1 protein-coding gene is annotated in these 779 nt (G+C 45.2%); it reads right to left on the bottom strand.

Annotated elements, in window-relative coordinates; translation table 11 throughout:
* Window positions 1-593, bottom strand: a 593-nt coding sequence (locus KIV40_RS25920; protein WP_285352066.1) for a 4-phosphoerythronate dehydrogenase, incomplete at its 3' end; no start/stop codon positions are given.
* Window positions 594-779 lie beyond the last annotated feature (186 nt).

The raw sequence follows: 779 nt of genomic DNA, 5'->3' as shown, positions 1-779 counted from the left end.
AAGTTGTTCAGCACCATTTCGTTGGTCAAGTGATGCGTTGGGAAATCACCCGTTTTGGTGATTGGCGTACGTGTAGTAATGATGTCAGCTTGCTCAAGTAGCGTCTCAAGCTCGGTGAACTGGCGAGTGTCACCCTCTTGCTGTTTCAGAGGATCGTTCAAAAGCACCTTAATACCGATACCTTCTAGGCACTTCGCAAGGTAGCTACCCACTTGACCACAACCGATAATGCCCACTGTTTTGTCGAATACAGAGAAGCCTTGTTGCTGAGCCAATACCATCATCGAGCTAAACACATACTCAGCCACACCCACTTTGTTACAGCCCGGTGCTGCTGTGAAGAAAATACCACGCTCTTTCATCAGTTCCTGATCAACATGGTCCATACCAGCGGTCGCGGTACCAACGAACTTCAGCTTGTTGGCTTTACTGATCAGTGACTCATTCACTTTAGTTACAGAGCGAATCATTAATGCATCAACGTCTATAAGGTCATCAGCGGTAAGTGTACGGCCTGACTTTAAAATCACTTCGCCCAGCTGACTGAATAGATCTTCAGCATATGGCATATTTTCATCGATTAAGATTTTCATTACGCGGGTACTTTAGTTACGGTCCATCGACCTAAAATGAGGATTGAAATGATTGTGCAAAATTAGACAGCGGCTGTCGAGGGCAAATAGAAAAACGACCTTAGCTTGCGACGTTTAGGACGCTCTAGAAAGAAAAATGCCCGATTGAATAAACAATCGGGCAATACCCAGAACAAAAGGATCCTG

The sequence above is a fragment of the Vibrio sp. D173a genome (genome assembly GCF_030248475.1).
This window is presented reverse-complemented; position numbering and strand designations above follow the sequence as displayed.